The organism is Ruegeria sp. HKCCA5426, from assembly GCF_013034585.1.
In the GTDB taxonomy this organism is placed as follows: Bacteria; Pseudomonadota; Alphaproteobacteria; order Rhodobacterales; family Rhodobacteraceae; genus Ruegeria.
On the sequence record NZ_WQGH01000016.1, the window covers coordinates 18,662 to 44,641 of the forward strand.

General features: G+C 58.7%; 20 protein-coding genes and 1 tRNA gene. 13 read left to right on the forward strand and 8 right to left on the reverse strand.

What is annotated here, in order from left to right; genetic code table 11:
* Nucleotides 1-201: 201 nt before the first annotated feature.
* From xdhA to GOV87_RS19110, 8 genes are all read left to right on the forward strand, one after another.
* Nucleotides 202-1,599 (forward strand): xanthine dehydrogenase small subunit, encoded by a 1,398-nt coding sequence (gene xdhA, locus GOV87_RS19075; protein ID WP_171212828.1) that lies wholly within the window; start codon nucleotides 202-204, stop codon nucleotides 1,597-1,599.
* Nucleotides 1,596-3,998 (forward strand): xanthine dehydrogenase molybdopterin binding subunit, encoded by a 2,403-nt coding sequence (gene xdhB, locus GOV87_RS19080; RefSeq protein WP_171212829.1) that lies wholly within the window; start codon nucleotides 1,596-1,598, stop codon nucleotides 3,996-3,998. The genes xdhA and xdhB overlap by 4 nt, the downstream gene beginning before the upstream one ends.
* Nucleotides 3,998-4,933 carry a xanthine dehydrogenase accessory protein XdhC gene (gene xdhC / locus GOV87_RS19085; protein WP_171212830.1) on the forward strand — a complete coding sequence of 312 codons (936 nt, stop codon included), beginning with the start codon at nucleotides 3,998-4,000 and terminating at the stop codon, nucleotides 4,931-4,933. The genes xdhB and xdhC overlap by 1 nt, the downstream gene beginning before the upstream one ends.
* Nucleotides 4,930-6,447 carry an ABC transporter ATP-binding protein gene (locus tag GOV87_RS19090; RefSeq protein ID WP_171212831.1) on the forward strand — a complete coding sequence of 506 codons (1,518 nt, stop codon included), beginning with the start codon at nucleotides 4,930-4,932 and terminating at the stop codon, nucleotides 6,445-6,447. The genes xdhC and GOV87_RS19090 overlap by 4 nt, the downstream gene beginning before the upstream one ends.
* Nucleotides 6,448-6,485: 38 nt before the next feature.
* A complete protein-coding gene (locus GOV87_RS19095; RefSeq protein WP_171120147.1) occupies nucleotides 6,486-7,568 on the forward strand; it encodes an ABC transporter permease in 1,083 nt (360 codons plus the stop codon).
* Nucleotides 7,568-8,488 carry an ABC transporter permease gene (locus GOV87_RS19100; RefSeq protein ID WP_170384942.1) on the forward strand — a complete coding sequence of 307 codons (921 nt, stop codon included), beginning with the start codon at nucleotides 7,568-7,570 and terminating at the stop codon, nucleotides 8,486-8,488. Before GOV87_RS19095 ends, GOV87_RS19100 begins: the two co-directional genes overlap by 1 nt.
* Before the next feature lie 32 nt (nucleotides 8,489-8,520).
* The gene (locus GOV87_RS19105) at nucleotides 8,521-9,594 is read left to right on the forward strand and encodes a BMP family ABC transporter substrate-binding protein (protein ID WP_171120145.1); all 1,074 of its coding nucleotides are present in this window, start codon (nucleotides 8,521-8,523) and stop codon (nucleotides 9,592-9,594) included.
* Between the two features lie 118 nt (nucleotides 9,595-9,712).
* Nucleotides 9,713-11,467, forward strand: coding sequence for an adenylate/guanylate cyclase domain-containing protein (locus GOV87_RS19110; RefSeq protein ID WP_171212832.1), 1,755 nt, complete (start codon nucleotides 9,713-9,715; stop codon nucleotides 11,465-11,467).
* Nucleotides 11,468-11,494: 27 nt separating this feature from the next.
* On the opposite strand, the gene GOV87_RS19115 is transcribed toward GOV87_RS19110, so the two are convergent.
* Nucleotides 11,495-12,727, reverse strand: a complete 1,233-nt coding sequence (locus tag GOV87_RS19115) for an HlyD family secretion protein (protein WP_171212833.1) — start codon at nucleotides 12,725-12,727, stop codon at nucleotides 11,495-11,497.
* Nucleotides 12,728-12,730: 3 nt separating this feature from the next.
* Nucleotides 12,731-13,093 carry a hypothetical protein gene (locus GOV87_RS19120; protein WP_171127034.1) on the reverse strand — a complete coding sequence of 121 codons (363 nt, stop codon included), beginning with the start codon at nucleotides 13,091-13,093 and terminating at the stop codon, nucleotides 12,731-12,733.
* Nucleotides 13,094-13,236: 143 nt separating this feature from the next.
* Between GOV87_RS19120 and GOV87_RS19125 the strand changes: the two genes are divergently transcribed.
* From GOV87_RS19125 to GOV87_RS19135, 3 genes are all read left to right on the forward strand, one after another.
* Complete coding sequence (locus tag GOV87_RS19125) at nucleotides 13,237-14,310, forward strand: FAD-binding oxidoreductase (protein WP_171212834.1); 1,074 nt, start codon at nucleotides 13,237-13,239, stop codon at nucleotides 14,308-14,310.
* Entirely contained in the window at nucleotides 14,307-14,960 is a 654-nt protein-coding gene (locus GOV87_RS19130; RefSeq protein ID WP_171212835.1) for a DUF938 domain-containing protein, read from the forward strand. Before GOV87_RS19125 ends, GOV87_RS19130 begins: the two co-directional genes overlap by 4 nt.
* Nucleotides 14,961-15,027: 67 nt before the next feature.
* On the forward strand, nucleotides 15,028-15,363 hold the full coding sequence (locus GOV87_RS19135; protein WP_171212836.1) for a carboxymuconolactone decarboxylase family protein: 336 nt from the start codon (nucleotides 15,028-15,030) through the stop codon (nucleotides 15,361-15,363).
* Nucleotides 15,364-15,646: 283 nt separating this feature from the next.
* Here GOV87_RS19135 and GOV87_RS19140 read toward each other — a convergent pair whose 3' ends face one another.
* The 5 genes from GOV87_RS19140 to GOV87_RS19160 form a co-directional block, all read right to left on the reverse strand.
* A complete protein-coding gene (locus GOV87_RS19140) occupies nucleotides 15,647-18,154 on the reverse strand; it encodes an FAD-dependent oxidoreductase (RefSeq protein WP_171212837.1) in 2,508 nt (835 codons plus the stop codon).
* A gap of 141 nt (nucleotides 18,155-18,295) precedes the next feature.
* The gene (locus GOV87_RS19145; protein ID WP_171212838.1) at nucleotides 18,296-19,618 is read right to left on the reverse strand and encodes a hypothetical protein; all 1,323 of its coding nucleotides are present in this window, start codon (nucleotides 19,616-19,618) and stop codon (nucleotides 18,296-18,298) included.
* 95 nt (nucleotides 19,619-19,713) lie between these two features.
* Nucleotides 19,714-21,126 carry an FAD-binding oxidoreductase gene (locus GOV87_RS19150; RefSeq protein WP_171212839.1) on the reverse strand — a complete coding sequence of 471 codons (1,413 nt, stop codon included), beginning with the start codon at nucleotides 21,124-21,126 and terminating at the stop codon, nucleotides 19,714-19,716.
* A 24-nt stretch (nucleotides 21,127-21,150) separates the two neighbouring features.
* A complete protein-coding gene (ggt, locus tag GOV87_RS19155) occupies nucleotides 21,151-22,944 on the reverse strand; it encodes a gamma-glutamyltransferase (protein WP_171212840.1) in 1,794 nt (597 codons plus the stop codon).
* A gap of 45 nt (nucleotides 22,945-22,989) precedes the next feature.
* Nucleotides 22,990-23,976 (reverse strand): D-glycerate dehydrogenase, encoded by a 987-nt coding sequence (locus GOV87_RS19160; RefSeq protein ID WP_171121666.1) that lies wholly within the window; start codon nucleotides 23,974-23,976, stop codon nucleotides 22,990-22,992.
* 138 nt (nucleotides 23,977-24,114) lie between these two features.
* Between GOV87_RS19160 and GOV87_RS19165 the strand changes: the two genes are divergently transcribed.
* Nucleotides 24,115-24,636, forward strand: a complete 522-nt coding sequence (locus GOV87_RS19165) for an SH3 domain-containing protein (protein WP_371813544.1) — start codon at nucleotides 24,115-24,117, stop codon at nucleotides 24,634-24,636.
* Nucleotides 24,637-24,647: 11 nt separating this feature from the next.
* Here GOV87_RS19165 and GOV87_RS19170 read toward each other — a convergent pair whose 3' ends face one another.
* A complete protein-coding gene (locus tag GOV87_RS19170) occupies nucleotides 24,648-25,556 on the reverse strand; it encodes a haloalkane dehalogenase (protein WP_171212841.1) in 909 nt (302 codons plus the stop codon).
* A gap of 311 nt (nucleotides 25,557-25,867) precedes the next feature.
* On the opposite strand from GOV87_RS19170, the gene GOV87_RS19175 reads away from it, so the two are divergent.
* Nucleotides 25,868-25,942, forward strand: a tRNA-Gln gene (locus GOV87_RS19175).
* The last annotated feature ends 38 nt before the right edge of the window (nucleotides 25,943-25,980 follow it).

Below are 25,980 nucleotides of genomic sequence, written 5' to 3' on the forward strand. Positions count from 1 at the left end.
AACAAATGACTAATTGGCAGCGAGACCAAAAGATTCTCCATCAGATACGGTCAATGGTACATATCACAGGCAGTTTTTCTTGCCAGATAAGGCACGCTGTTTCTAACATCTGACGGCAAGCTATCCGCCCGCCACTCTTTCTACGTCGCATCGAAGGAGGGCACCCAAGGGCGCAACCGGGTAAGGCGACGGGTTTCACGAATGGATATCACGTTTCTTCTGAACGGAGAGACAGTGGAGCTGTCGGATGTTGATCCGACGGCCACCCTGCTGGACTGGCTGCGCGACGATCGCAGCCTGACCGGCACCAAAGAGGGCTGCAACGAAGGCGATTGCGGGGCCTGCACCGTCATGGTCACGGATGTGGGAGGCGCGAAGGCGCTGAACTCCTGTATCCTGTTCCTCCCGCAACTGCATGGCAAAGCGGTACGCACTGTCGAAGGCGCCAGCAGCCCAAATGGTGACGCCCACCCGGTGCAACAGGCCATGGTCGACCTGCACGGATCGCAATGCGGCTTTTGCACCCCCGGTTTTGTGATGTCGATGGTCGCAAGCCACGCAAATGGCACAACCGACCACGATACGCAGCTTGCTGGCAACCTCTGCCGCTGCACCGGCTATGCCCCAATCATCCGCGCAGCCGAGGCCGCCGAACAGCACCCCGTCCCGGAATGGATCACCGGCGACCAAACCTTCTCTTGTTCAAAAATACTTCGGGGGGAGGCCGCAGGCCGGGGGGCAGAGCCCCCCTACCTCCCCAACTCCGCCGACGAACTGGCAGAGCTTTATGCGCAATACCCCGATGCGACGTTGGTCGCCGGGGCCACGGATGTGGGCCTTTGGGTTACCAAACAACTGCGTGATCTCGACCCGGTGATTTTCCTTAGCCGCTGCGAAGACTTGAAACAGATCACGATCACCGACGAAGAAATTCGTTTCGGCGCCATGGTCGACATGAACCGGATGGGCGCGGCTCTGAGCGACCTCCACCCCTCTTACGCCGAGATGATCCGTCGTTATGCCAGCGTACAGGTCCGCCACGCCGCGACCGTGGGGGGTAATATCGCCAACGGATCGCCCATCGGGGACAACCCGCCTGCCTTGATTGCCCTTGGCGCAACTTTGCATCTGCGCAAAGCCGACGAGCGACGCTCGATGCCGCTGGAAGACTTCTTCATCGACTACGGCAAACAAGACCGCGCACCCGGAGAATTCGTTGAGGCCGTCAGCTTCCCGCGACAGGCGGACCGCCTAAAGGCATACAAGCTCAGCAAGCGGTTTGATCAGGATATCTCGGCCGTCTGCGGATGTTTCAATATCACCGTTTCAGAGGGCACCGTAACCCAAGCGCGGATCGCGTTTGGCGGAATGGCCGGCACGCCGAAACGGGCAACCCATGTCGAGGCCGCATTGATCGGTAAACAATGGACCGCTGCGACCATTCAGGCCGCGCTGCCTGCCTTTGCCGACGACTACCAACCACTCACGGACATGCGCGCCTCGGCCACTTATCGTCTGGAAACCGCTAAAGCGATGCTCGAGCGCTATTTCCTCGAAGATCAGGGCGAAGTGACCAACGTGTTGGAGGTGTCGGCATGAGCGTGACCAAACCCCTCCCCCACGACGCAGCCCCACTGCATGTTTCTGGCTCTGCGCGGTACGTGGACGACATCCCCACACCCAAGGGCAGCCTGCACCTGGCCTTTGGCCTCAGCCCGATCGCCAAGGGCAAGATATCAGGCATGGACCTGTCGGCTGTAAAAGCGGCTGATGGGGTTGTCATGGTCATGACGGCTGATGACCTGCCTTTTGCCAACGATGTCTCACCTTCAATCCATGATGAACCGCTGCTGTCGGACGGAACCGTTCACTATGTCGGTCAGCCGGTATTTCTAGTCGTTGCCACCAGCCATCTGGCCGCGCGAAAGGCCGCGCGTCTGGGCAAGATCGACTATGCTGAGGAAACTCCGATCCTGACAATCGAAGATGCACTGGCCGCGGACAGCCGGTTCGAGGACGGTCCGCGCATTTACGCCAAGGGCGACGCGGATGCGGCCATTGCGGGCGCGGCTCATGTGATCGAAGGGTCGTTTGAACTCGGTGGGCAGGAGCATTTCTATCTGGAAGGCCAGGCTGCGCTTGCCGTGCCGAATGAGGGCGCGGACATTCTGGTCCACAGCTCGACCCAGCACCCGACAGAGATTCAGCACAAGGTGGCAGACGCTCTGGGCGTTCCGATGCACGCTGTTCGTGTGGAAACCCGCCGAATGGGTGGCGGCTTTGGCGGCAAGGAAAGTCAGGGCAACGCTTTGGCCGTAGCATGTGCCGTGGCCGCGCGTGCGACGGGTAAGGCCTGCAAGATGCGCTATGATCGCGATGATGACATGATCATCACCGGCAAACGCCATGCCTTCCGTATTTCCTACAAAGCCGGGTTCGATGAGAATGGTCATATTCAGGGTGTTTCGTTCCTGCACCACGCCATCTGCGGCTGGGCGCAGGACTTGTCCTTGCCCGTGGCGGACCGCGCGATGCTGCATTCCGACAACGCCTATCTGTTGCCCAACGCGCGGATTGAAAGCCACCGACTGAAAACAAACACCCAATCCGCCACCGCCTATCGCGGGTTCGGCGGCCCTCAGGGTATGGTCGGGATCGAACGCGTGATGGATCACGCCGCGCACGCGCTTGGATTGGACCCTGTGGAACTGCGACGCCGGAACTACTACGAACCCGCGCACAAGGTGGCCGAAGGTGAACCAGCCGACAAACCACTCGGCCATCCCGACCCGCATGAAGACCTGACCAGCCGCGGCGCCGTTGAGATGGGCGACACGCCTTTGCGCCCTCTTCCCGCTGGCGGCAATACCACGCCTTACGGCATGGAAGTCAGCGATTTTGAGCTGCACGGCATGACCGCAGCGTTGCTGAAATCAAGTGACTATGCGGCGCGCAAGGCAGCGATAGAAAAATGGAATGCCGAGAACAGCGTGATCAAGAAGGGCATCGCCTTTTCTCCGGTGAAGTTCGGGATTTCCTTCACGCTGACTCACCTCAATCAGGCGGGCGCGCTGGTGCATGTGTATCAGGACGGCTCGGTCCATCTGAACCATGGCGGGACCGAGATGGGACAGGGCCTGTTCCAGAAGGTCGCGCAAGTGGCTGCGTTACGGTTCGGAATTCCGCTGGACATGGTCAAGATCACTGCAACCGACACAGCCAAGGTGCCGAATACATCGGCAACTGCGGCATCCTCGGGCAGTGATCTGAATGGCATGGCCGTCAAAGCCGCCTGCGACACGATCCGTGACCGGATGGCTGACTATCTGGCCGAGCGGCATCAGGCCGATCCGTCGACAGTCACCTTCACGGATGGCCACGTTTCGGTCGGCGAAGAACGCTATACCTTTGCCGAGGCTGCGGCGCTGGCCTATCAGGGCCGGATCAGCCTGTCCGCCACGGGGTTCTACAAAACTCCCAAGATCGAATGGGACAGGATCGCAGGTCGTGGGCGCCCGTTTTTCTACTTCGCATATGGGGCCTCGATCACCGAGGTCGCGGTGGACACTCTGACCGGTGAGAACCGCATCCTGCGCACCGATATCCTGCATGACGCGGGCGCATCGCTGAACCCGGCGTTGGACATCGGGCAGGTCGAAGGCGGCTACGTGCAGGGCGCGGGATGGCTGACGACCGAGGAGCTGGTCTGGGACGGCAAGGGCAATCTACGCACGCACGCCCCCTCGACCTACAAGATCCCGGCCTGTTCGGATCGGCCCGACATTTTCAACGTAGCGCTTTGGGATGGCGAGAACCGCGAGGACACGATCTATCGCTCGAAAGCGGTGGGTGAGCCACCATTCATGCTGGGTATCTCGGCATGGCTGGCGCTGTCGAATGCGGTCGCCGCGTGCGGAGACAGCTATCCCGCGCTGGATGCCCCCGCCACGGCTGAACAGGTCTGGCATGGCATTCAACGGATGAAGGGAGACATCTGATGGGATTTGACCTTGAGGCTTTGAGGGAGGCGGTCAACACCCACGGGAAAGTCACCCGGGTCGTCATCGCTGCGATCAAGGGGTCATCCCCGCGCGAAGTCGGTGCCGCCATGCTGGTCTGGCAGGGCGGGCAATCCGACACGATCGGCGGTGGCACGCTGGAATATCAAGCAGCAGAAGCAGCGCGCACTCAAACTGTGCCTTCCCGTCTGACGCAACACGCGCTTGGCCCCGATCTTGGACAATGCTGCGGTGGCGCAGTCTCGTTATTGACCGAGGTCTATGACCTTGATGCAGTGAACGCGCTGGACGACACGATCATCGCACGTTCAGCGTCCGGCGCCGAAATGCCCTTGTCAGTCAAACGGTTGATGGCACAGGTACGCGGACAAGGAACAGTTCCACAGCCCCACCTTCTTGACGGTTGGATGGTTGAGCCCGTCCACAAACCGACCCGCAAGCTGTGGATTTGGGGCGCTGGCCATGTCGGGCGCGCATTGGTCGATGTTCTGTCACCGCTGCCTGAGCTGGCAATCACATGGGTCGATTCCGGCCCGGAACGGTTTCCCGGCGATATCCCGGCATCTGTTACGGCTGTACCCGCCGCAAAACCCGCCGAACTTGTCCGTCATGCCCCGCGTGATGCCGAGCATTTGGTTCTGACTTATTCCCACAATCTGGACCTGGAACTTTGCAACCGTTTGCTGACGCACGGTTTCGGCTTTGCCGGGCTGATCGGCTCGGCTACGAAGTGGGCGCGATTCCGGTCGCGGCTGGCCGCCCTAGGGCACTCGCCCGAACGGATCAGCCGGATCACCTGCCCCATCGGTGACCCCGGTCTGGGCAAACACCCGCAGATGATCGCCGTTGGTGTCGCAGCACAATTGCTGCGCCCCGCCCGGCAGAACGAGTTGAAGAAGGACCTGAGCGCGTGACCACTCCACTCCTAAGCTTACAAGGGCTGACTAAAGCCTATCCCGGCGTCGTGGCCAATGATCAGGTGTCTTTTGACATCGGCGAAGGCGAAGTTCACGCCCTGTTGGGCGAGAATGGCGCGGGCAAATCCACGCTGGTGAAAATGATCTATGGGCTGGTGAAACCCGACAGCGGCACGATGCTGCTGCGCGGCCAGCCCTTTGCACCACCCGAACCGCGTGCGGCGCGGGCTGACGGGATCGCGATGGTATTCCAGCATTTCTCGTTGTTTGACGCATTGAACGTGGCCGAAAACATTGCGCTGGGGATGGAGAACCCGCCGCCAATGGGCGATCTGGCCTCGCGTATCCGCGAAGTGTCCGAAACATACGGCCTGCCTCTGGACCCGTTTCGCACCGTCGGCGATCTGTCGGCGGGCGAACGTCAGCGGGTCGAGATCATCCGCTGTCTGTTGCAGGATCCCAAGCTGCTGATCATGGACGAACCCACATCGGTTCTGACCCCGCAAGAGGTCGAGATCCTGTTTGAGACCCTGAACAAACTGCGGTCCGAGGGCACCTCGATCCTGTATATTTCGCACAAGCTGGAAGAGATCCGCACGCTCTGCGATCACGCCACAATTCTGCGGCTGGGCAAGAACGTCGGCGAATGTGTTCCGGCTGAAACCTCGGCCCGTGACATGGCTGAAATGATGGTGGGCTCGACCCTACAAACACCTGAACGCGGTGGCCGAGAATTTGGCGACGTCGCGCTGGATGTAAGCGGATTGTCGGTGCCCTCGCCTTCCGAGTTTGGCACGGCGCTGCGCAATGTACACATGACCGTCCGCAAGGGCGAGGTTCTGGGCATTGGTGGTGTCGCCGGGAACGGTCAGGACGAACTGCTGGGCGTTTTGTCCGGTGAAATCCAGACAACGGCAGATGCGATCAAGTTCAACGGCCAACCGATTGGCAAGCTTGGCCCCACCGCGCGACGCAAGCTGGGCGTGCTGACCGCGCCCGAAGAACGTCTGGGCCACGCGGCCGCACCGGACATGAGCCTGACGGAAAACGCCCTGCTGACGGGTTCTGTCCGCAAAGGACTGGAAAGCAATGGGTTCCTGAAGTGGGCCGACACCAAGAACTTTGCGGAAAAGATCATCGAGGCGTTCGACGTACGCACGCCGGGGCCAGAGAACGCCGCGCGATCGCTATCGGGCGGGAACCTGCAGAAATTCGTGATCGGACGCGAAGTTCTGCAAAACCCGGACGTTCTGGTCGTGAACCAACCCACTTGGGGTGTGGACGCGGCGGCGGCGGCCTCGATCCGGCAGGCCATTCTGGACCTGGCGGCCAAGGGCACAGCGGTCATCTGCATCAGTCAGGATCTGGATGAACTGATGGAAATCTCAGACAGTTTCGCGGCCTTGAACGAAGGACGACTAAGCGCACCCCGCCCGACCACTGGGCTGACGGTAGACGAAATCGGCCTGATGATGGGTGGCGCACACGGCATGGAGGTAGCCCATGTCTAAAGCATTACAGAAAAAGATGAAAACGGGGGTGTGAGTAGATGATTGTGTTGGAGAAACGGCCTCAGCCGTCCAAGGCGTGGTCTTATGCCACCCCTCTGGTCGCGGTAGTGGCGACCATGCTTTTCGGCGGCATCCTGTTCGCCATTTTGGGTAAGAACCCGGTCGAAGCCATCGGTACCATTTTCTGGGAACCGCTGTTTGGTGAGTTCGCCTTTTACTACCGCCCGCAACTTCTGGTGAAAGGTGCGCCGCTGGTGCTGATCGCCATCGGCCTGTCGCTGGGCTTTCGGGCCGGTATCTGGAATATCGGCGCCGAAGGGCAGTACATCATGGGCGCCATCTTTGGCGCAGGTGCAGGTCTGGCCTTTTATCCGCTGGACGCGTTCTACATCTTTCCGATCATGGTAATTGCCGGTGCGTTCGGTGGCTGGCTCTGGGCAATGATCCCTGCCTTTCTGAAGGTCCGCTTTGGCACCAATGAAATCCTTGTTTCGCTGATGCTGGTCTATGTGGCCGAACAGATGCTGGCCTCGGTTTCGCTGGGTCTGCTGAAAAACCCCGAAGGGTTCGGCTTTCCCGGATCGCGTAACCTGCAAGCCTATGACAGTGCGCATAACGCGGAACTGATCGCCGGGTCCGGGATGCACTGGGGTGTGGTGACAGCGCTGATCGCCGTGATCTTTGCCTATGTCCTGCTCAACCGTCACATGCTGGGCTTTCACATCCGCCTGACGGGTGAGGCACCGCGCGCTGCGAAATTCGCAGGTGTGAACCCGGCCCGCCTGATCCTGTTCTGCTTGGGCGTTTCCGGCGCCTTGGCAGGACTGGCCGGAATGTTCGAGGTTTCGGGACCTTCAGGTGTGGTCAGCATCGACTTCAACGTCGGCTATGGCTTCACCGCGATCATTGTGGCCTTTCTCGGTCGTCTGCACCCGGTGGGTATCCTGCTGGCCGGTGGCCTGATGGCGCTGACCTATATCGGTGGTGAAATCGCGCAGTCCCAGCTTGGCCTGCCTGCCGCCGCCATTCAGGTGTTCCAGGGGATGCTTCTGTTCTTCCTGCTGGCCTTCGATCTTTTGACCAACTACCGCATCCGTGCGGCCCGTAGCGAGGTAGCGTAATGGACCTTGGTGAAATCAACCCCGTCCTCTTGGTCGCCTCTTTGATGGTGGCCGCAACCCCCCTGCTTTTGGCCGCGATCGGAGAGCTGGTCGTCGAAAAAGCAGGTGTTCTAAACCTCGGTGTCGAGGGCATGATGATCGTCGGCGCAATCAGCGGTTTTGCAATCTCGGTCGAGACCGGATCACCCTGGCTGGGCTTTATCGCTGCGGCGATCGGCGGCGCGGTACTGTCCCTGTTGTTTGTGCTGCTGACGCAGGTTGCGTTGGCCAACCAGGTTGCCAGTGGCCTTGCGCTCACCTTGTTTGGATTGGGTTTCAGCGCCCTTCTGGGTCAAAGCTATGTGGGGATCAAACCGCCCAGCATGGGGGATATTCACATCCCGCTGATCAGCGATATCCCGGTTATCGGCCCGATCCTGTTCCAGCACGACCCGATCCTTTACGTCGGAATTGCTCTGACTGCGGCGGTTTGGGCCACGCTAAAATACACCCGCGTCGGCCTGATCCTGCGCGCGGTCGGCGAAAACCACGACGCGGCCCACGCGCTTGGCTACAAGGTCATCAAGATCCGTATCATGGCGATCCTGTTCGGCGGGGCGTGCGCAGGCCTGGGCGGGGCTTACATCAGCCTGATCCGCGTCCCTCAGTGGACCGAGGGCATGACGGCCGGTGTCGGCTGGATCGCCCTTGCGCTGGTGGTCTTCGCCAGCTGGAAACCGTGGCGCGCGTTGCTGGGTGCCTATTTGTTCGGCGGTATCACCGTGTTGCAGCTTAATTTGCAGGCAGCAGGCGTTGCCATTCCTGTCGAGTATCTGGCAATGTCGCCCTATATCATCACGATCCTTGTGCTTGTGATCCTTTCGGCCGACAAGAGCAGCGCACCTGCCTCACTGGGCCGGACCTTCCATGCCTCGCACTAGAGGCCAACTGAACCAACTTGGGGAGTAACTACATGAAATTCACTTCACTTCTGACAAGCGCGGCAATGGCGCTGGGTCTGGCGACAGGCGCCATGGCCGAAGACAAAACCAAGGTCGGCTTTGTCTATGTCGGCCCCGTAGGCGACGGCGGCTGGACGTATGAGCACAACAAGGGCCGTCTGGCCGTTGAAGAGGAATTCGGTGACAAGGTTGAAACCGTCTTCGTTGAATCCGTCCCCGAAGGCCCGGATGCGGAACGCGTAATGACACAGATGGCGCTGGAAGGCGCGGACCTGATCTTTACCACTTCGTTCGGCTACATGGACCCGACGATCAACGTTGCCAAGAAATTCCCCGACGTGAAGTTCGAGCACGCGACCGGCTATAAAACCGCGCCCAACGTCTCGGTCTACTCGGCCCGCTTCTACGAAGGCCGCGCCGTACAGGGTCACATCGCGGGCAAAATGACCAAGTCGAACATCATCGGGTATATCGGCTCGTACCCGATCCCTGAAGTGATCCGCGGCATCAACTCGGCCTATCTCCACGCCAAGGCCGTGAACCCGGATGTCGAATTCAAGATTGTCTGGGCCTACACCTGGTTCGACCCCGCAAAAGAAGCTGACGCTGCCACCGTTCTGATCGAACAGGGCGCAGACGTGATCCTGCAGCACACCGACTCGACCGCGCCGCAGGCCGCCGCGCAAGAGGCCGGCAATGTTGTCACCTTTGGTCAGGCGTCGGACATGAGCGAATACGCCCCCTTCCCGCGCGTATCCTCGATCATTGATGACTGGGCCCCCTACTATATCGCCCGGACCAAGGCCGTGATGGACGGAACCTGGGAAAGCGCGAACACCTGGGATGGTATCCGCGAAGGCATGGTCGCAATCGGTGAGATCTCCGACGCGGTGCCTGCTGACGTCAAAGAAGAAGCGCTGGCTTTGAAAGCCGCAATGGCTGCTGGTGAATACCACCCCTTCACCGGCCCGATCAAAAAGCAGGACGGCAGCGACTGGCTGGCGGACGGTGAAACCGCCGATGACGGCACACTGGCTGGCATGAACTTCTACGTCGAAGGACTGGAGGGCGAAATTCCGCAGTAAGCCACGCGTATATAGTGTGAGACAAAGCCCGCCTCGTTTGGCGGGCTTTTTTCTTGTCATGCATTCATGGCGCAAACCGCGTAAGATAGCCCAAGGCACGGCTTGCGAGGGATCGCCGATGGAGGATTTTCTAGACGGCAAAAGACGTGCCGCCATTCTGGCCATGGATGTGTTGGGCTACGCCCATCTGACAGAAACCGATGAGGTCGGAACCCTGCGCGCTGTACGCGAACTGCGGAACGCGATCATTTCGCCCGCGTTGGATCAAAATCAGGGGCGATTGGTCAAAACGATGGGCGACGGCTTTCTGGCCGAATTCCCGGAGCCTGAAGCGGCGCTAACCGCTGCGATGCGCATTCAGGCCGAGGCCGCAGCCCAGGCCCGGCAGCAGCCACCGGACGCGCGCATTCTGCTGCGCATTGGGGAACATCTTGGGGATGTGTTCGTTGACGATCAGGACATTCTGGGTGACGGCGTCAATATTGCCGCCCGGTTGGAAGGGCTTTGCCACGCCGGGGGACTGGCCGCCTCGCAGGCATTTGTCGATGCGCTGCCGCAGGGTAAGACAAAAAACCTGACACATGATGGTCAACATCAACTCAAGAACATCTCGCGCCCTCTGACCGTGTTTCGCTGGCAGGCCGAAGGGATATCGCCCGTGCCGTCCCAACCTGCGATCCGAACCGGGCCGCCGACCCTTGCGGTATTACCTTTCCAGAATCACTCCCCCGATCCCGGACATGCCTTTTTTGCCGAAGGGCTGGCTGAAGACATCATCTCGGGGCTGCAACAGATGGGTCGGGTGCCGGTTGTTTCGGGCGCGTCCAGCCTGTCCCTGAACCCAGAACTGAGTGTCGAAGACGCTGCGAGGGTCCTGGGGGCGCAATACCTTGTGACCGGAACATTGCGCCGGTCGGGTCCACGGGTACGGGTGACGGTGGAATATATCGAGGGATCGACCGGACTTGCCCTCTGGTCCGAGAAATACGACCGGCCGTTCGAAGATGTGTTTGAGATTCAGGACGACATCACCCTGCGTGTCGTTACCGCATTGGACACCGAGCTGGTCGAGGGCGAGATCGACCGCATTCGCCGCAAACGCCCCGACCATCTGGGGGCATGGGAAAGGTACCTGCGGGGGATGTCGGGACTTAGAAAGCCTGGGCTGGAAGATTTGCAAGCGGCACAGATTGAGTTTCAGTCCGCTGTGGCACTGGATGAAGACTATGGTGAGGCCTGGGCGGGGCTAGGATGGGCCTATCTCAAGGAATATGGGTTTGGTGCGTCCGAACGCTCAAAAGATGTGTTGGCCAAGGGTGTGGCCGCTGCGCAAAAGGGGCTGGAGCTAGCAAATAAATCTCCGTTTGCGCATTATGTGATGTCGACAGCCTATGTCTGGCAGGGAGAAAAAGCGTTAAGCCTCAAGGAATTGGAATACGCGATCCGCCTTAACCCCTTTTTCACACGCGCTAAACTGGCCTATTTCAACCGGTCCGAACTTGCCGATCCCAGTATCGGCCCACAGGCAGTCGAGGAAATACGCAAGGCTCTGGCCTTGTCTCCGCGGGAACCTGACCGCGGATTCTATTTCTGGGCAATTGCCCGAATGTATCTGGTTGCGGGTGAAAATATCGAAGCGTTGGACTGGGCAGATCGCGCCGTCAATGTGCGCCCCAACGATCCCAACATGCTGTATCGCCGCGCCATCTGCCTTGCCGCCTTGGACCGCGTGGGTGAAGCGCAAGAAGCTCTGACCGCCTGCGAAGGCCTGTCCGAGGGTTATGTCGACCGGATGCGGGACTGGCGGCCCTACGACGACGCCCGTAACGAAAAGGTTTTTGCGGGGCTGCACCGCAACGGTCTGGCCGGATAACGTGTACCCGGCCAGACTAAGTTGAAATCAGTGCCCCGTCAGCACCAGCGTATTCACCGGCATCAGGATCAAGCGCAGGCGCAGGCCTGCGGCGTGGACCACTCCGATCGTGTCGATCACATGCAGGGCGGCTGATTGCCAAAAGCCCAACTCTTCGTGCTCTAGCCGTTCGTGATTGTCGGTATAGACATTCGCAAGGCAATTACTGCCCGGTGGGATGTCATCGGCCGTGCCTTTGTAGAGCGGCTCCATGTAAACCAGAACAGATCCCGGGACTGTATTTGTCTGAACATCTCGCAATTCGTCGGTGGGCCGAATTTGGCCCGAAGGGATCACGTCTTGCACTTGAACCACCACCATGGGGATCACGGTGAAAGGTTTGGTCATGCAACCCAGCTCTCCGATCATGCCGGGCTTGATGACCTGCGCTGACATTTGGTTGAACGCCGCCTGAAACCGGTTATGGCCCGACTGCGAGGGAACAAGGATACCCGCTGGCCGCAATAGCGGACTGACGTAGTCGCCGACCTGCAAGCCAAACTGTTCCACCCGGCCAGTGACGCCCGCGTTGATCACGGTCTTTTCCAGCTCGGTCATTGCGGCGTCCAGTTGCGCGGTGGCACTGGCCATTTGCGCCGGGATCAGCTCTTCGATCTGCTGCCCCACAGCCGCACGCCGCGCTTGGGCAGCAACCAATTGTGCCTCACGCTCGGCCACAAGGTTTTCCAGCCGGTCAATCTCGGCCAGGCGCACCGCACTGGAGCCTTCGTCCCGCAGGGTAGTGTTACGCTCAAGGTCCTCCAGCGACTGATCCAGCGCAGCCTTGGCGCCAGCGATTCCCGCCTCAGCTTCGGCCAGATCAGTTTCGGCCACTTTCAAGGACGCCTGCACCTGCGCAATTTCTGCCCGGGCGGCCTCGACCATGGCGGTTTGGGTGAAGTCCTCGATCCGAAAGATCGGCTGACCTGCGACAACCTGCTGGTTATTCGTCACATAAACCTCGGATACGCGACCGCCCAACTGCGGCAGGATCGTCACCGTCCGGAAATACGAGGCCGCTGTTTTGCTGGCCGGGTGAAAGTAGAACAGCGTGGTGATCACAGTCAGCGCCAGAATGGCACAGGTGGTCAGGCCCCAGCGCAGCTCATACCACATGGTGAACAGCGTGATCTCATGACCGATCCGCTTGCCCTGCACATAGCGGCGGAACAAATAGTCAGGCAGCACCGTAATCAGCGCGCACATCAACGTCTCAAGCATAACTTACGGCTCCTGCTGCACGGGCGGCTCGGAAGGTTGGGCCTCGGGCTTGCCCAAAGATCGGATCGCATCGGCAATCGCCCTAAGCGGTGCTGCAACGTCAGGGAACTGGAACCCGGCCACCAGAATAGCGGCAACCCAGAACAGCCCATTATGAGTGAACAGCGCCAGCAGCGCCAGAATGCCCACTAGCTGAAACTGAGGGTGGTTGGATTCATGCGCAATTTTTTCCGGGATCGAGTGAAGGGTGAAATAGCCCACACCAATCAGGATGATGACCCCAACCGTGAAAAAAAACATAAACGTCAAAAGAAAATCACTGCCATCCGCCTGTGTCACATAGGACGGAATATGCCCCGTGGCCATTGGGTGTAGGTCTGCGGTACTCACCCTGCCCTCCTCAAATTGGTTGATCCTTGTTTGGATGGGTTGATGCGCAAATTCAACCCTGCTTAAAGTTCGCGGACACTTTCGCAAATAAAGCGCCATGCGCATCGCAAAGGGGTTAAATGCTTGATTTCCTGATCATCGGCGGCGGAATAGCAGGTCTCAGCGCAGGCGCGCGGCTGTCACTTCACGGTAAGGTCATCGTGCTCGAGGCAGAAGACGTGCTTGGGTATCACGCCTCTGGGCGGTCGGCGGCGTTGTTTGAAGAAAGCTACGGTCCTGACTCGGTCGTCGCGCTGAACAAGGCAAGTGCAGAGTTTCTGGCCTCAGAAAATGGTGGATACCTCACGCCGAGGGGCCTGATGCTGATCGGAGGAAAAAACCAGCAAGACGTATTCGCCCGCGATGTGGTCGATTTGAACATGCAGGTATTGCCCGTTGCAGAAGCCCGAGACCGCGTTCCAATCCTGAACCCTGATTCAGTGGGGTTTACCGCGATCAGCGACGGTGCGTTTGATATTGATACCGACAGGCTATTGCAGGACTTTGCCCGTGTGATCCGTGCCAATGGCGGAAAGGTCCTGACCAGAAACAAGGTCACAGCCATACACAAAGACAGACACTGGATTGTCAGCGCCGGGCAGACTTACGATTCCCGAAATATTGTGAATGCAGCAGGCCCGTGGGTCGATGAAATTGCAATCATGGCTGGTATTGCCCCAATCGGCATTTCACCCCGCCGTCGGTCGATGGCACGATTGCCGGCCCCGGCCGGTCACAACCTGCGCGAATGGCCGATGCTACTGGGCGTACAGGAGGCCTGGTATGCGAAACCCGATGCCGGGAAACTGATTGTCTCACCGTCCGAGGCTGATCCGGTCCCTCCACACGATGCGTATGCTGACGACATGGTTCTGGCCGAAGGTCTGGCCAGATATGAAGAGATGGTTACCGAACCTGTCACTCGGGTCGAGGCCAACTGGGCTGGTTTGCGCAGCTTTGCGCCTGACGGCACGCTGGTTCTTGGCCCTGATCCCGTAGATCCAACATTTATCTGGTCCGCTGGTCAAGGAGGGTATGGGTTCCAGACTGCCCCAGCCGCATCGAAGCTGGTGGCCGATCTTGCGACCGGCCACATGCCCGAATTGGATGACGCCAGTGTTCGGGCTCTGAAACCGGAAAGGTTATGCCAATGAGGAAACGAAACCTGCCTTCAAATGCCAGTGTTGCCACCGAAGGCGAAGATGGACGGCTAGTTGCACCCGCTGCGTCCCGTAATTCAGACGTGCTGTGCGATCTCTTGGTGCGGTGGGCACCCACCCAAGGTCGGGCGTTGGAAATAGCCAGCGGCACCGGACAGCATGTCAGCGCCTTCGCACAGCGCCTACCACAGCTTCACTGGCAACCAACAGAAGTCGATCCAGAGCGGCGCGCCAGCATTAACGCATATTGCCGAGATCTGCCCAATACCACGGACGCCGCTGCATTGGATGCGACGTCTGACGGTTGGCACCAACTCTTTGCCGGGCAGGACCTGATCGTGTTGATCAACCTGACCCACTTGATCAGTTGGCGAGAGACCCAAACGCTGATCTCAGAGGCCGCACTTGCCCTGTCACCAGAAGGGCGCTTTGTCCTCTATGGGCCGTTCATGCGATCGGGGACTCTCACCAGTGAAGGGGATCAACGGTTCCATGACGCATTGGTGCAGCAAGACAGCGAAATCGGCTACAAGAATGACGAGGACATAGCGGCGGAAATGCGCGCGCAGGGCCTGAATGTAATCGGGTTGGTCGACATGCCGGCAAACAACCTCGCCTTCGTCGCCGAAAAACCCCAGAGCTGATCAAGATCAAAGTTCGAACACGTATTCTCATTCACATTCCGCTTACCATATGTGAATGAGGATAGACATGACTTGGCAGGAAAAGCTAACGGACACCCGCAAGGGACTACGCACTCTCAACACCGCAATCCCCGAAACAGCACGCGCGTTTGGGTCCTTGGGAGAAACGGTCAAAAAAGGCGGAACGCTTGACTACAAGACTAAGGAATTCATTGCGCTAGGTATGTCAATCGCTATCCGCTGCGAACCTTGCATCACATTGCATACCGAAGCCTTGGCCAAGTCAGGCGCGTCCCGAGAAGAGGTTTCGGACGTACTTGCTATGGCCATCCAAATGGGCGGAGGACCGTCGATGATGTATGCAGCCAAAGCTCTGGAGTGTTTTGACGAATTGTCGGTCTGAACGCCTTTACCCGCAAAAAGCCTGCATACGCAGGCTTGCCTCCGGCGGAAGTATTTTTGAACAGAAGAAGAAACGGTTTCTTAACATATTGAGGCCACAAAATCTCTTGCGGTACAGGCGGAAGCGCCGATGGCCGTAACAGGAGAAGGCCCCCCTTGCCAAAAGCAGGGGGGCTGGATCATTTTCCAGCCCCCGCTTCTTCTGTTTAGAAATACTTCCGCCGGAGGCATGGGCCGCTGCAGGCGGCGCATTTCTTGGGCGCTGCCAACAACATCGTACGGGATCAACCGTCCTTACGGATGGTCTCGTTTTTCGGATCGTAGGGGCTGTCACAGGTGACAACCGCATCCCACAGCTTATCCTGGATCTTGACCTTCAGCTTGGTGCCTTCAACCGCCAATTCGGGCGTCACATAACCCATCCCAATGGATTTCTCGAAGGCCACGGAATAGCCGCCCGAGGTCAGACGACCCACACGCTCACCTTCCGGCGTATATAGCGCCTCGCGGCCCCACGGGTCAGCATCTTCCGGCCCGTCGATCAGCAGGGTGCAGCATTTCACACGTACGCCGGTCTCTTCCAGCTTGGCCTTACCGTAGAATTCCTTGGATAGGTCGACAAAGCGCGGCAGGTCAGCCTCAAGCGGGGTCGCATCGCGACCAAGTTCAGTGCCGAAGGCGCGATAGGATTTTTCCTGACGCAGCCAGTTCTGGGCCCGGGCACCGACCAACTTCATACCGTGTTTCTCACCCGCCTTTTCCAGCAGATCGAACAGGTAGTTCTGCATCTCGATCGGGTGGTGCAATTCCCAACCCAGTTCGCCGGTATAGGCCACGCGGATTGCGTTCACGGGGCACATGCCCAATTCGATCTGACGGGCCGACAGCCACGGGAAGCGCTTGTTGGACAGCGCGGTTTCCGGGTCGGCGTCCTTGATGACCTCTTTCAGAACGTCACGCGACTTGGGCCCTGCGATGGCGAAGACGCCCCACTGAGTGGTCACGTCCTGAATCTCGATGTAGCCGAACTCCTCCATCTTGTCCTCGGCCGCTTTGCGCAGATAGTCGGCGTCATACTCGGTCCAGGCGCCGGCAGAGACGATATAGTAGCTGTTCTCGCCGTTGCGGACGATGGTGTATTCGGTGCGGGTGGTGCCGTGCGTAGTCAGCGCATAGGTCAGATTGATACGACCGACCTTGGGCAGTTTGTTGCAGGTGAACCAATCCAGAAACTGGGTCGCACCGGGGCCTTTAACGACGTGCTTGGTGAAGGCCGACGCGTCGATCAGGCCAACGCCTTCGCGGATCGCCTTGGCTTCTTCCACCGCATGTTTCCACCAGCCACCGCGGCGAAACGAGCGGCTTTCCTTATCGAAATTGTCGGGTGCATCAACGGGGCCGAAATAGTTCGGGCGTTCCCAACCGTTAACCCAACCGAACTGAGCGCCGCGCGCTTTCTGGCGGTCATAGGCCGGGACGGTGCGCAGAGGACGGCAGGCTTCACGCTCTTCATCCGGGTGGTGCAGGATGTAGACATGCTCATAGCACTCTTCGTTCTTGCGCGCGGCGAACTCGGTGGTCATCCAGTTGCTGCTGTAGCGTTTGGGGTCCAGCGAGGCCATGTCGATCTCGGCTTCGCCATCGACCATCATCTGTGCCAGATAGTATCCGGTGCCGCCTGCAGCCGTGATACCAAACGAGAATCCTTCGGCCAGCCACATGTTACGCAGGCCCGGAGCCGGACCAACCAGGGGGTTGCCGTCGGGGGTATAGCAGATCGGACCGTTGAAATCGTCTTTCAGGCCGGATTCGGCGCAGGACGGAACGCGTTCGGCCATCGCCATGTATTGATCCGCGATCCGGTCCAGATCCAGCGGGAAAAGGTCCGCACGGAAGCTGTCCGGCACACCGTGTTCAAAGCGCGCAGGGGCGCCGTGCTCGTAGATGCCAAGAATCCAGCCACCACGCTCTTCACGGGCATAAGATTCATTGTCGGCGTCGCGCACAACGGGATGTTCCGGGTTGCCTGCTTCGCGCCAATTGACCAACTCAGGGTCTTTGTCCATGACGATAAAGGTGTGTTCAACCGGGATCGCGGGCATCTTGATGCCCAGCATCTTGGCGGTACGCTGTGCGTGGTTGCCCGAAGCGGTCACGACGTGTTCAGCGGTGATCACCACCTGCTCGTCGCTCTCGACCAGATTGCCACCCTTTTCCACCATTTTGGTGCAGGTGACTTCCCAATGGGTGCCGTTCCAGTGGAAGGCATCGGCCTGCATCTTGCGGACAATGTCCACACCGCGCTGACGGGCACCCTTGGCCATGGCCTGCGTTACGTCGGCAGGGTTAATGTAGCCGTCCTCGGTATGATAAATCGCACCTCTCAGGTCCGAAGTTTCGATCAGCGGCCAGCGTTCCTTGATCTGCTCGGGTGTCAGCCACTCGTATGCGACGTCACAGGTCTCGGCGGTTGAGGCATAGAGCATGTATTCGTCCATACGCTCTTGCGTTTGTGCCATGCGCAGGTTGCCGACCACGGCGAAGCCCGCGTTCAGGCCGGTTTCTGCTTCAAGCTGCTTGTAGAAATCGACCGAATACTTGTGGATGTGAGTCGTCGCATAAGACATGTTGAACAGCGGCAGCAGCCCCGCCGCGTGCCAGGTCGAGCCCGATGTCAGCTCGTCCCGTTCAATCAGCATCACGTCATCCCAGCCCGCTTTGGCCAGATGATAAGCGATCGAGGTCCCAACGGCGCCACCGCCTACGACCAGTGCTTTGACTTGGGTTTTCATAACCGGGCGTCTCCCCTTGAATTAAGTTGACACCATATGGCGCATTTGAGGGGCTCGGCGCGACATTCATCCGACCAGTGATATAAAAAAAACGACCCCCGGATTGCTGGGGGTCGTTTTTCCGCGTCTGGTTTCGATCTCTTAGCCGTCAGTCAGCGTGCAGGTCTTGAAGGCGTCCTTGGTGGCGCACTTGCTGACCAGACCCGCGCCACCCTTGTTGACGCGAACCTCGGGCGCCTGCGCGGTTTCGCTATTTTGGAACATGGATTTCAGCCCATCCAGAAAGCCACCGCCCTTGCTGCTTGCCTCTTGCGGGTTATCGCCACCTTTGAATGACGCAAACAGACGGCCGAACATGTTTCCGCCTTCCGCATCAGCTTTTTGAACCTCACCATCCAGAAGAGAGGTAAGGCCGGTGCGATACCCAACTTGGATCAGATCATCCGCAGATTTGATCTTGTTTGCGGTCAAGTCGAACGTATCGCCGGGCAACCCGTATTGCGCAGCCAGGGTGTTGGCCACAAGCGAAAGCCCATTGATGTTGTCAAGCCGTAGTCGCGCCAGTTCAGCCCGCAGCTTCATGAACTCACCACGAAGGCCTGCCATTTCGATGGCCAGCTCATCCTCGGTTTCGGGGTTCGTGGTCCTGTCGTTGCTAACACCGGGTACTGGCTTGCGAAGCAACGCATTCATACCGTCATAGTCCAGCTTCGCTAGAAACTTCCTAACCTCATGCGGGGGTGCGTTGGAATAGAGTTGCATCCGGACCTCCTGACCAAGGCCAAGTGTGCCCTTGTAGATGTCAAACTCGACCGGAGCATCCAAATCCGTGATTCCCGCCGTGACCATCGACCAGAAGGACCGGTCATTCACGGTGATCACGCTGTATTTGTTCTGCTTGAATTGAAAGTAGGCCACGCCACCGACAATTGCGAATGGGGCATAATCGGCACCGCTTTGGCCCAGCGTGTCAACCGATCGCACGATATTGCCTGTCAGGGTGTTGGACCGCGCGTCCTCTTTCAGTGAGACCTGAAGCCAGATTGTATGCGTGCCGTTTTCATAGACCCAACTGGTGCGATCCAGCTTTTCAGCCAGTTGCTGCACCTTCTGCACCGCCACCTGCTTGGCGAGCGGGCGGGCGGCCTCGCTAATACCGTTTTGAAGAACACCTTCGCGGGCATCACGGGTATAGTCGCGATCCACAATTGCGCGGCGCACCCAGTCTTCGCCCGATTTCGGGGCATAGGGTTCGCTTCCGGCGCGCCAACGCTGCTTACGGTCGCGTTCAATCTGCTCGGCATCAAGCTCTTCGTTAAACAGTGCGAAACGCTCTTTGATCGTGTCGATATAGCCGCTGGCCGACAACGTATCCGCGCGTTTCTTGTCCTGCTGATAGTAGTCGCGCCCGGCAATGACCAAAACAACGACCAACGCAAATCCTAGAATCCGTAATACGCCCATTTGAAAACCTGAAATAAATTACTGCTCGTTGCGGTAACTGATACAGGCGAATTTGGGCATCCTTGTGTCCTAGGCGCGACGCTTCCGCAACGTTATCAATAATTCGATGAAGGAAAAATCTTTCCTGGATTCATAATGTTATCGGGGTCCAACGCCCTTTTGATGGCGCCCATATAGGCAACGGCTGGCCCCAGTTCTTTCAAAAGATACGGGCGCTTGCCCTGTCCGATTCCGTGTTCACCGGTACATGTCCCCTCCATCGAGATGGCGAGGTCGTTGAGCCAGCCCACAAATCCTTCGGCGTTGGCCACCTCGTCAGGGTTGTCCATGTCAATCAGGAGCAGCGTATGGAAGTTTCCATCACCCACATGCCCAACCATAGGTGCCATCAGCCCCAGTTCACTCGCACGGTTCTGCGTTGCCGTCACACACTCTGCCAGATGTGAGATCGGTACGCATACGTCAGTCGAGATTCCGCGTGCACCAGGGCGCAGTTGCAGACACGCCCAATACATGTCGTGCCGGGCTTGCCACAGCTTGTTCCGCTCTTCCGTCGTTGACGTCGCGGCAAAATCTGTACCCCCGAATTCCTCGGCGATCTGACCAAAGGTTTCGGCCTGCTCAACTGCACCGCTTTCCGATCCGTGAAATTCGAGCAGCAGCAATGGCGTTTCCGGCAGGGTCAGGTTGGAATAGGCATTCGCAGCCTTCACTGACATTTCGTCCAGTAACTCGATCCGGGCGACCGGCACGCCGTACTGGATCGTCATCATTACAGCTTGGCAGGCCGCATCAACCGTTGGGAAGGAACACCGCGCCGAGGTGATCGCCTCGGGGATACCCTGAAGACGCAACGTGATCTCGGTAATGATACCAAGCGTTCCCTCAGCACCGATCAGCAACCGCGTCAGATCATACCCGGCAGAGGACTTCTTGGCCCTGTGACCGGTACGAATAATCTGACCGTCGGGCATGACAGCTTCGAGGCTGAGGATGTTGTCTTTCATGGTCCCATAGCGTACCGCGTTGGTCCCCGACGCCCGGGTGGCAGCCATCCCCCCCAACGAGGCATTCGCACCGGGGTCGATGGGAAAGAACAGCCCCTGATCACGAAGGAATGTGTTCAGGTCTTCGCGCGTCACGCCGGGCTGCACGACACAATCCAGATCGCTGGCGTTGACTTTCAGCACCTTGTTCATCTGGGTCAGGTCGACCGAAATCCCACCGGCGGGCGCGTTCACATGCCCTTCAAGCGAGGTCCCCGTGCCGAAGGCGATCACTGGGACCTTGTGTTCGGCGCAAAGTCTGACGATCTCAGACACTTCTTCGGTCGAGTGCGGGAACACCACCGCGTCCGGGGACTGATTTTCAATCCAAGTCGTCGTATGCCCATGCTGTTCGCGGATCGCCTGCCCTATCTGCAGACGATCCCCAAAGGTGGTCTTCAGAAGGCCAACGACTGTCTGAATGCCAGCCTCGTTCCGCGGCAATGCAACTGCTTGCGCCATGGTGTTCCCCCCTAAAACGCCGGGCTATTCGCCCAGCGCAATCCCTTCGCGGCGTGGATCGGCCCCGCCCGTCAAAACGTCCCCGATCTCGATGGCGTGCAGCCCCGAGGTCAGGTCACGTGGATTAACCTCGTATCCCAGGGTCGTCAGCGCATCGACAAAACCCTCGGCCGATGTGCCCTGTTCGACATCGTAGGTGCCAAAACGGTTGACCAGATGGGGCATCGACAGTGCCTGCTGCACGTCCATGCCCCAATCCGCCCACGCAATGATTGACTTGGCAACATAACCAATAATCCGGCTTCCACCGGGTGAACCGATGGCCAGAACCGGTTTGCCGTCCTGCATTACAATGGTCGGGCTCATCGACGAACGGGGGCGTTTGCCCGGTTCAAGGCGGTTCGCAATCGGAACACCATTGCTGTGAGTTTTGAACGAGAAATCTGTCAGTTCATTGTTAAGCAAGAACCCGTTGGTCATCAATCGGGACCCGAACCCGTTTTCAATCGTCGTAGTCATCGACAGGACGTTCCCATACTGGTCAACGATCGAGATATGAGAGGTCGACGGCAATTCCAGCGACACGTCATCCGCCCAATTCGACGAATGCTCGAATTCTGGGTTGCCGGGTGTTGCGTCAATCAGAGCTGCATCGCCGCTCATCAAGGCGCCACGTTCCGACAAGTAGGCCGGATCAACCAGCCCTTTTGTCGGCATCGGGACAAAGTCGTGATCCGCCATGTACCGCCCGCGATCCGCAAAAGCCAGACGCGAGGCGTCGCCGATCAGTCGCCACGTATTGATATCCTCGGGCCCCATCGCCGCCAGGTCATAGCCATCCAGCATGCCCAGAATCTGACCCACAGTCAGCGCACCAGAGGAAGGCGGCCCCATTCCGCACACCTCATAGGCGCGATACGCCGCACAAACGGGTTCGCGTTCGATCACCTGATACAGCGCCAAGTCAATTCCCGACAAAATCCCCGGATTCCCCGGTGCGCTCCGCACCGTGTTGACGATACCTGCGGCGATCTCGCCCCCGTAAAAACCCGCTGATCCTTCGCTGGCAAGAACGCGCAGAGTGTCCGCATAGTCGGGGTTCATCAGGCGCTGGCCCTGTGCCAATGGCGCCCCATCCGGCAGGAAATACGCAGCGGTCGCCGGGAAACGCGACAGGCGTTCGGCGTCTTTTTCCACAAGGCCGGCCAGACGCGGAGATACAAGAAACCCTTCATCAGCCAGCGCGATCCCATCGGCGAACAGGCTGGGCCACGGGCTGCGCCCCCAGCGCCGGTGCGCCTCTTCCAGCAAGGCGGGCGTACCCGGTGTCCCCACCGACAAACCACCCACGACGGCGTCAAAGAACTTCAGCGGTTCGCCATTTTCATTTTGGAACAGCCGGTGATTTGCCTCCAACGGCGCGGTTTCGCGCCCGTCCAGTGTCGTCAGTTCGCCAGTGGCGGCGTCGTACCAAACAAGAAACGCCCCACCGCCCAGTCCGGACGACTGCGGCTCGACCAGGCCAAGCACAACTTGTACAGCTACCATCGCATCCGCAGCCGATCCACCGGCCCGCAATACCTTGGCCCCGGCTTCAACGGCCAACGGGTTCGCGGCTGCCACCATCCAATTCTGCGAAGAAACCGGCGCGCCAGCCAGTTTCGCCTCAAGCGAGGCGATCACTTCTTCGGTCAGACCTTGAACCTGCCCTTCGGAGGCACCTTCGGGGGCAACAGCGTCGGCTGTCTCTTGTGCGAACAAAGGGCCGGAAATTGCCATTGCGGTCGCGAACAACCCTGAAATCAGACTTCTTTTCATATTATCCTCCTGAAAAAACATAAATTTGCGGGCTGCCGCACATTCCTACAGCATTGCAGGAACCACCTGGTCCGGTGGGCGGTGGCCATCTTCGAACGTCTTGATATTGATGATGACTTTCTCACCCATCTCGATCCGCCCTTCCAGTGTGGCCGATCCCATATGCGGCAGCAGGACAACATTCGGCAACTGCCGCAGGCGCGGGTTCACGTCCGTCCCGTGTTCGTAAACGTCCAACCCAGCCCCCGCGATATCGCCGGACCGGATCAGACGGGTTAGCGCGTTTTCGTCAAGCACTTCTCCCCGCGAGGTGTTCACAATTACCGCCGAAGGTTTCATCAGCTTCAATCGCCGCGCATTCATCAGGTGGAACGTGGACGGTGTGGACGGGCAGTTGATCGAGATGACGTCCATTCGCGCAACCATCTGATCAAGGCTTTCCCAATAGGTCGCTTCAAGCTCTTGTTCCGTTTCGGGACGAAGCCTGCGGCGGTTGTGGTAATGAACCTGCATCCCAAAGGCGCTGGCCCGGCGCGCCACGGCCTGACCAATGCGCCCCATGCCCAAAATACCAAGACGGCGACCACCAATGCGGCCACCCAACAGGGCGTTTGGGGCCCAGCCCTCCCACTCACCTTTTTGCATCACCGACAGCCCCTCGGGGATACGCCGCGTGACGGCAAGTATAAGCGCCATGGTCATGTCGGCGGTATCATCTGTCAGAACACCCGGAGTGTTCGAGACAAGAATGCCCCGCTGCCTCGCGGTGGCGACGTCGATATTATCGACCCCTGCCCCATAATTCGCGATCAAGCGCAGGTTTTCACCCGCCTGTCCCAGCAATCCGCCGTCAATTGTGTCTGTGACCGTCGGTACAAGGACATCCGCGCTTTGGACTGCGGCGACCAGTTCTTCTCGGGACATTGGGGTGTCCTCGGTCCGCAACTGAACATCGAACAATTCGCTCAACCGGGTTTCTACCGCCTCGGGCAACCGTCGCGTTACGACAACACTCAGACGTTCTCTTGGCACCTGTGCACTCCCACTGCTTTGCAAACCTTCGCGCGCCATGGCATCGTGGCGCAGGATAAGGCGGGGCACAAGAACCCCCGAGGCATTGAGTCGACCTTTTTTCGAAACAAGATCAACAGGCACAAGAGCAGACAGTCCGTGAGTGGTATTCTACCCCCAAAGCGCCGTTTGACGGTGGTTTTGTCCGCATTTCTGGTTCTGGCTGGCGCAGTCGCTGCCAGCGCGCAGGACAAGCGCGGTCAGGTGACCAATCTGCCGCTGCCACGATATGTTTCGATGAAAGCCGCCGAAGGCAATGTACGTCGCGGCCCGTCCCTGACCCATCGAATCGACTGGGTCTTCAAACGCCGTGGGATGCCTCTGCAAATCACCGCCGAATATGGAAACTGGCGGAAGGTTCAGGACCGCGAAGGAGCCGGCGGCTGGGTACACTATGCGTTGTTGTCTGGCGTTCGCACAGTCCTGATCGAATCTGACATGCTGCCCGTTTATGCCAACCCGGACCCGAACTCGCAGGTCAGCGCACAGTTCGAATCCGGCGTGGTCGCCCGACTTGGAAGCTGTACCATTGACTGGTGCCGAATTTCGGCTGGCGGATACAAGGGCTGGACCCTCAAGTCGAACCTTTGGGGGGTCGACCCTTCGGAAGTCCGGGAATGACCCTGCACACCTCAGGACGTGCGCTGGATGAAATCGCAGGTTAGCTTTACCAGTTCAGGGCCTACGTCCTCTTGCAGAAAATGACCCGCATTGGGCAAGATCACATGAGGTTGCCCGGCCGCGCCGGGGCAAAGACGCTGAAACACCGCATCTATCCCAGCCATTACGTTGTCATCCGCACCAAAAGCCGTCAGGACGGGCGTTTGCAGGCCACGTAGCACACCCCACGCCCGCCGGTTCGGATCCGACTCGGGATCATCGGGCGAAGCCGGCACCAACATCGGGAATTGCCGCGCCCCCGCCTTGTAACTTTCGTCGGGATATGGCGCGTCATAAGCCGCAATGGCCGCGTCTGACAACGGTTTCGCTGTTCCACCCTTTAAGATCCCACCGGCTGGAAAAACAGGCACTTCCTGACTGAATTTGCGCCAACTATCAAAAGCCTCTCCCATCGGCTGATCGCCGGTCGGCAGCGCGGTATTGGCGACGACAACACGCGCAAACCTGTCGGGCATTTCAGCCCAAAGCCTCAACCCGATCAACCCGCCCCAGTCCTGGCAGAACAGCGTGATATTGCGTAGGTCCACCTGACGCAGCCAGGCCCCCATCCAGGCGACGTGGCGCGCGTAGGTATAATCGCTACGTTCCGTCGGCTTGTCCGATCTGCCAAACCCAATCAAATCCGGCGCAACAGCGCGATACCCCTGCTGCACAAACCCCGCAATCATATGGCGATACAAATACGACCAGCTCGGCTCTCCGTGCATCATCAACACCGGATCGGCATCAGTAGGCCCTACATCCACATGATGGATTCGTAATTCTCCCGCCTCAGTATCGTCGACCAAAGTGTAGTTCGGCTGAAAGTCATAATCAGCCAGACCTTCAAATCGAGAGTCCGGCGTGCGTAGAAATTTCATGTGTCACCTATGATTGGGTATCCGGGATCTTGCCAATGTTGGTCCCTTTGCGAAGTTGAGCGTAACACTCAAATGCCCGTAGGCCATATGAAATTAACGGCATTTTCCTATGTGGGCGTATCAAGAAAGTGTTTTTAGGCCCTCCGCAGACCCACTGCATGCCAATCGGCACAGTGCCAAAGAAAGACCCCGAGAAAAGCCACCTCTGAGCACCAACCTTGGGGTCAAAAGTTTTTTCCAGACCTTCCTCATTTTTTTGCGGGAAAGGTCTTGAACCCTCCAAACAACAATCGTAGATAGCGCCTCACCGTTGGGGTGTAGCCAAGTGGTAAGGCAGCGGTTTTTGGTACCGTGTATCGTAGGTTCGAATCCTACCACCCCAGCCAGTTCATCAGAACATGGAACGACAGCAGGCGCTTGGGCT

What these genes read in the sequence shown, in the direction of transcription:
- GOV87_RS19130 (WP_171212835.1), top strand. Translation starts at nt 14,307, where the DNA reads ATGAGGAAACGAAACCTGCCTTCAAATGCCAGTGTTGCCACCGAAGGC.
- xdhA (WP_171212828.1), top strand. Translation starts at nt 202, where the DNA reads ATGGATATCACGTTTCTTCTGAACGGAGAGACAGTGGAGCTGTCGGAT.
- GOV87_RS19145 (WP_171212838.1), bottom strand. Translation starts at nt 19,618, where the DNA reads ATGGGCGTATTACGGATTCTAGGATTTGCGTTGGTCGTTGTTTTGGTC.
- GOV87_RS19095 (WP_171120147.1), top strand. Translation starts at nt 6,486, where the DNA reads ATGATTGTGTTGGAGAAACGGCCTCAGCCGTCCAAGGCGTGGTCTTAT.
- GOV87_RS19135 (WP_171212836.1), top strand. Translation starts at nt 15,028, where the DNA reads ATGACTTGGCAGGAAAAGCTAACGGACACCCGCAAGGGACTACGCACT.
- GOV87_RS19120 (WP_171127034.1), bottom strand. Translation starts at nt 13,093, where the DNA reads ATGGCCACGGGGCATATTCCGTCCTATGTGACACAGGCGGATGGCAGT.
- xdhB (WP_171212829.1), top strand. Translation starts at nt 1,596, where the DNA reads ATGAGCGTGACCAAACCCCTCCCCCACGACGCAGCCCCACTGCATGTT.
- ggt (WP_171212840.1), bottom strand. Translation starts at nt 22,944, where the DNA reads ATGAAAAGAAGTCTGATTTCAGGGTTGTTCGCGACCGCAATGGCAATT.
- GOV87_RS19110 (WP_171212832.1), top strand. Translation starts at nt 9,713, where the DNA reads ATGGAGGATTTTCTAGACGGCAAAAGACGTGCCGCCATTCTGGCCATG.
- GOV87_RS19115 (WP_171212833.1), bottom strand. Translation starts at nt 12,727, where the DNA reads ATGCTTGAGACGTTGATGTGCGCGCTGATTACGGTGCTGCCTGACTAT.
- GOV87_RS19150 (WP_171212839.1), bottom strand. Translation starts at nt 21,126, where the DNA reads ATGGCGCAAGCAGTTGCATTGCCGCGGAACGAGGCTGGCATTCAGACA.
- GOV87_RS19140 (WP_171212837.1), bottom strand. Translation starts at nt 18,154, where the DNA reads ATGAAAACCCAAGTCAAAGCACTGGTCGTAGGCGGTGGCGCCGTTGGG.
- GOV87_RS19105 (WP_171120145.1), top strand. Translation starts at nt 8,521, where the DNA reads ATGAAATTCACTTCACTTCTGACAAGCGCGGCAATGGCGCTGGGTCTG.
- GOV87_RS19100 (WP_170384942.1), top strand. Translation starts at nt 7,568, where the DNA reads ATGGACCTTGGTGAAATCAACCCCGTCCTCTTGGTCGCCTCTTTGATG.
- GOV87_RS19125 (WP_171212834.1), top strand. Translation starts at nt 13,237, where the DNA reads ATGCTTGATTTCCTGATCATCGGCGGCGGAATAGCAGGTCTCAGCGCA.
- GOV87_RS19170 (WP_171212841.1), bottom strand. Translation starts at nt 25,556, where the DNA reads ATGAAATTTCTACGCACGCCGGACTCTCGATTTGAAGGTCTGGCTGAT.
- xdhC (WP_171212830.1), top strand. Translation starts at nt 3,998, where the DNA reads ATGGGATTTGACCTTGAGGCTTTGAGGGAGGCGGTCAACACCCACGGG.